Raw genomic sequence first — 3830 nt, 5'->3', positions numbered from 1 at the left:
ATAAGCACCAATGTAAAGCCCTTGCAGCGGTTTTGGGAAGAGCTGATTAGCCGAGCAATTCAGCTAATAATTTGCCATGACGCTGCTGCTGACGCTTCTGATGCAGCTGATTGGCGCGGAAAATCGCCTTCAGATCGTCCAGTGCGTGGGCGAAATTGTCGTTGATGATCAGGTAATCGTAGTCGACGTAATGGCTCATCTCGCTGACGGCTTCGCGCATCCGGCCTTCGATGATCTCGTCACTGTCCTGGCCGCGATTGGTCAGGCGTTGGTGCAGGGCCTCCAGGGACGGCGGCAGAATGAAGATCGAACGGGCCTGGGGCATCAACTTGCGCACTTGCTCTGCACCCTGCCAGTCAATTTCCAGAATCAGGTCGTGACCTTCATCCAGGGTCTGCTGCAGGTGGCTTTGCGAAGTGCCATAGAGATTGCCGAACACTTCGGCGCGCTCGAGGAAATCTCCGTGCTCGATCATCTTCACGAACTCGCTGCGTTCGACGAAGTGATAGTTCACGCCGTTCACTTCACCAGGGCGCATGGCGCGGGTGGTGTGGGAGACCGAGACGCGGATCTCCTGATCAGCGTCGGTCAGGGCTTTGACCAGGCTGCTCTTGCCCGCACCAGAAGGTGCGGAAATGATGTACAGGGTGCCGGTACTGTGGGTCATGTCAGGTTTGCCTTACTCAATATTCTGTACTTGTTCGCGCATCTGCTCGATCAACACCTTGAGGTTGACCGCCGCTTGGGTGCTGCGCGGGTCGAAGGCTTTGGAGCCCAGTGTGTTGGCTTCGCGGTTGAGCTCCTGCATCAGGAAATCCAGGCGTCGACCGGCAGCGCCGCCGGATTTGAGCACCCGGCGAACTTCGATGATGTGAGTGCTCAGGCGATCCAGTTCTTCGGCGACGTCGCTCTTTTGCGCGAGCATGACCATTTCCTGCTCCAGGCGCTGCGGGTCGAGGTCGGCCTTCATGTCGGTGAAGCGGTCGAGGACTTTCTGACGCTGCGTGGCGAGCATCTGCGGGACCAGCTCACGCAGGATCACCACATCTTCTTCAATGGACGTCAGGCGTTCGTTGATCAACCGCGCCAGCTCCGCGCCTTCGCGCTCGCGGCCGGCCTTGAGTTCTTTCAGGCCTTGGTTGAACAGCGCCATTGCTTCGGCATTCAGCGCTTGCGGGTCGGCGGCGTCGGCCACCAGCACGCCGGGCCAGGCCAGGACTTCCAGCGGGTTCAGCGCGGCAGGGTTCTTGATCAGGCTGGCGACGGTCTCGGCGGCAGCGACCAATTGCGCGGCGCGCTCGCGGTCCACTTGCAGCGGTTTGCCAGTGCTTTCTTCGGTGAAACGCAGGGTGCATTCGAGCTTGCCCCGGGAAATTCCCTGGCGCAGGGCTTCGCGGACGGCGCCCTCGAGGTCGCGGAAAGATTCYGGCAGGCGCAGRTGSGGTTCCAGGTAGCGGCTGTTGACCGAGCGCAGCTCCCAGCTCAGGGTGCCCTGGACGCCGGCTTTCTCGACGCGGGCGAAGGCGGTCATGCTGTGCACCATGGAGGTACCTCGCAATGCAGGTCGGCGCGTAACCCATGGTTCGCGGACCCGCTATCTGTGAATTAAAGCCGACAGGCAGCAAAGGCGCAGGATTGTAGCGCAGTGGGGCGGATGCGCCCAATCACACGCTGTGACAATGGGCTGCAGGCCGTCGGCTACGCTCTATTCAGAGCCTTCAATCGTCGGGTGATTTTTTTAGAAGTGCCCACTCGCGGCCCACGGCTCTATAATGCTCGGCAGTTTTCCGTCCCCCGTACAGGTAATCCCTATGAAACGTCCAAGTGGTCGCGCTGCCGATCAGCTCCGCTCGATCCGCATTACCCGCAACTACACCAAACACGCCGAGGGATCTGTACTGGTCGAGTTCGGTGATACCAAGGTCATCTGCACCGTCAGCGTCGAGAACGGCGTGCCGCGTTTCCTCAAGGGGCAGGGCCAGGGCTGGTTGACCGCTGAATACGGCATGCTGCCGCGCGCCACTGGCGAGCGTAACCAGCGTGAGGCGAGCCGCGGCAAGCAAGGTGGCCGCACTCTGGAAATCCAGCGGCTGATTGGTCGTTCCCTGCGCGCTGCGCTGGACATGTCCAAGCTGGGCGACGTCACCTTGTACGTCGACTGCGACGTGATCCAGGCTGATGGCGGCACCCGCACCGCGTCCATCACCGGCGCCATGGTTGCACTGGTCGATGCCTTGAAAGTGATCAAGAAGCGCGGCGGCCTCAAAGGTGGCGACCCGCTCAAGCAAATGATCGCTGCCGTTTCGGTAGGCATGTATCAGGGCGAACCTGTGCTTGACCTCGACTACCTGGAAGACTCGGCTGCCGAGACTGACCTCAACGTGGTGATGACCAGCACTGGTGGTTTCATCGAAGTCCAGGGCACTGCCGAAGGCGCACCGTTCCAGCCAGAAGAGCTGAACGCGATGCTGGCACTGGCGAAGAAAGGCATGATCGAGATTTTCGAACTGCAGAAGGCTGCACTGGCTGACTGATTGTTTTGATGTCCGGCAAAGGAGAGCGCCATGAGTGATGAACAGCAGTTGCTTCCCACCCCGAGCTCCGAGGCTCGCCAGTGGGCGATGTTTTGTCACCTCTCGGCGTTTCTCGGTGTCTGGTTTCCGTTCGGTCACCTGATCGGGCCGCTGATACTCTGGCAGTGGAAGCGTGAAGCCGACCCGTTCATCGATGCCCAAGGCAAAGAAGCGCTGAACTTTCAGATTACCGTGGCCCTGGTCTCGGGCATCTGTTACGTGCTGATGCTGGTGTTGATCGGTTTTGCGCTGCTGCCGCTGGTCCTGATCGGGGCGATGGTGCTGTGCATCATTGCCGGGCTCAAGGCCAATGACGGGGTGCCTTACCGCTATCCCTTCACCTGGCGGTTGATCAAATAACAGGCAGTAAAATCAGCACGCACAAAAAAGCCGACAGCAATGTCGGCTTTTTTGCATCTGCGAAAAGACGCTTAGATCGTCAGCGTCCAGTCGTAGTCCACGATCAACGGTGCGTGCTGCGAGAACCGTGGCTGACGTGGCAGGCGTGCGCTGCGTACGAAGCGGCGCAGGCCAGGGGTCAGCAACTGGTAGTCGAAACGCCAGCCCAGGTTGAGCATCTCGGCCTGTTCGTTGTCCGGCCACCAGCTGTACTGGTCGCCTTCGCGGCTGACTTCCCGCAGGGCGTCGACATAACCCATGTTGCCGACAATCTCGTCCATCCAGGCACGCTCAGGCGCCAGGAAGCCCGGGGATTGCTGGCTGTCGCGCCAGTTCTTGATATCCAGCTTCTGTTGCGCCACGTACAGCGAGCCACAATAAATGTACTCGCGACGTTTGCGTCGCTGTTTATCCAGATAACGGGCGAAGTCGTCCATTAGCTTGAACTTCTGGTTCAAGTCTTCATCGCCATTCTGCCCCGAAGGGAGCAGCAAGGTCGCGATGCTGACCTTGTCGAAATCGGCTTGCAGGTAGCGCCCGTAGCGGTCGGCCGTCTCGAAGCCGAGACCGCTGATGACAGCCTTCGGTTGCAACCGCGAGTACAAAGCCACGCCACCTTGGGCGGGAACTTCGGCTTCGCAGGCATAAAGGAAGTAGCCATCCAGTTGGAAGGCTGGATCGTCCAGTTCAAAGGCGGAGGCGCGGGTGTCCTGCAGGCAGATGACGTCGGCATTCTGTGCTTGCAGCCAACTGAGCAAACCACGCTCGACTGCAGCCTGAATACCATTGACGTTCACACTGATGATCCGCATAAGTGGCCCCAAAAATCGCGTGCGGGTATGATACACGGCGTCTACC

The 3830-nt window shown here is 59.7% G+C and carries 5 protein-coding genes; 2 read left to right on the top strand and 3 right to left on the bottom strand.

Annotation, left to right across the window (positions count from 1 at the left end; genetic code table 11):
- Positions 1-46: 46 nt before the first annotated feature.
- On the bottom strand, positions 47-667 hold the full coding sequence (gene gmk, locus AC1DLB_RS24140; RefSeq protein ID WP_018927481.1) for a guanylate kinase: 621 nt from the start codon (positions 665-667) through the stop codon (positions 47-49).
- Between the two features lie 12 nt (positions 668-679).
- Positions 680-1543, bottom strand: a complete 864-nt coding sequence (locus tag AC1DLB_RS24135) for a YicC/YloC family endoribonuclease (protein ID WP_018927482.1) — start codon at positions 1541-1543, stop codon at positions 680-682.
- 268 nt (positions 1544-1811) lie between these two features.
- On the opposite strand from AC1DLB_RS24135, the gene rph reads away from it, so the two are divergent.
- Both rph and AC1DLB_RS24125 read left to right on the top strand, forming a co-directional pair.
- Positions 1812-2534 carry a ribonuclease PH gene (gene rph / locus AC1DLB_RS24130; protein ID WP_007934600.1) on the top strand — a complete coding sequence of 241 codons (723 nt, stop codon included), beginning with the start codon at positions 1812-1814 and terminating at the stop codon, positions 2532-2534.
- A 30-nt stretch (positions 2535-2564) separates the two neighbouring features.
- Entirely contained in the window at positions 2565-2933 is a 369-nt protein-coding gene (locus AC1DLB_RS24125; RefSeq protein ID WP_018927483.1) for a DUF4870 domain-containing protein, read from the top strand.
- A 71-nt stretch (positions 2934-3004) separates the two neighbouring features.
- Here the strand turns inward: AC1DLB_RS24125 and AC1DLB_RS24120 are convergent, their stop codons facing one another.
- Positions 3005-3784, bottom strand: a complete 780-nt coding sequence (locus AC1DLB_RS24120) for an exodeoxyribonuclease III (protein WP_007934608.1) — start codon at positions 3782-3784, stop codon at positions 3005-3007.
- Positions 3785-3830 lie beyond the last annotated feature (46 nt).

The sequence above is a fragment of the Pseudomonas sp. 05N434 genome, assembly GCF_056396965.1.
The sequence above is the reverse complement of the archived record's forward strand: the minus strand, read 5'-3'. Positions and strand labels throughout refer to the sequence as shown.

Bases quoted from the DNA above. Each gene is read 5' to 3' on its own strand.
- gmk (WP_018927481.1), bottom strand. From the start codon at position 667: ATGACCCACAGTACCGGCACCCTGTACATCATTTCCGCACCTTCTGGT.
- rph (WP_007934600.1), top strand. From the start codon at position 1,812: ATGAAACGTCCAAGTGGTCGCGCTGCCGATCAGCTCCGCTCGATCCGC.
- AC1DLB_RS24125 (WP_018927483.1), top strand. From the start codon at position 2,565: ATGAGTGATGAACAGCAGTTGCTTCCCACCCCGAGCTCCGAGGCTCGC.
- AC1DLB_RS24120 (WP_007934608.1), bottom strand. From the start codon at position 3,784: ATGCGGATCATCAGTGTGAACGTCAATGGTATTCAGGCTGCAGTCGAG.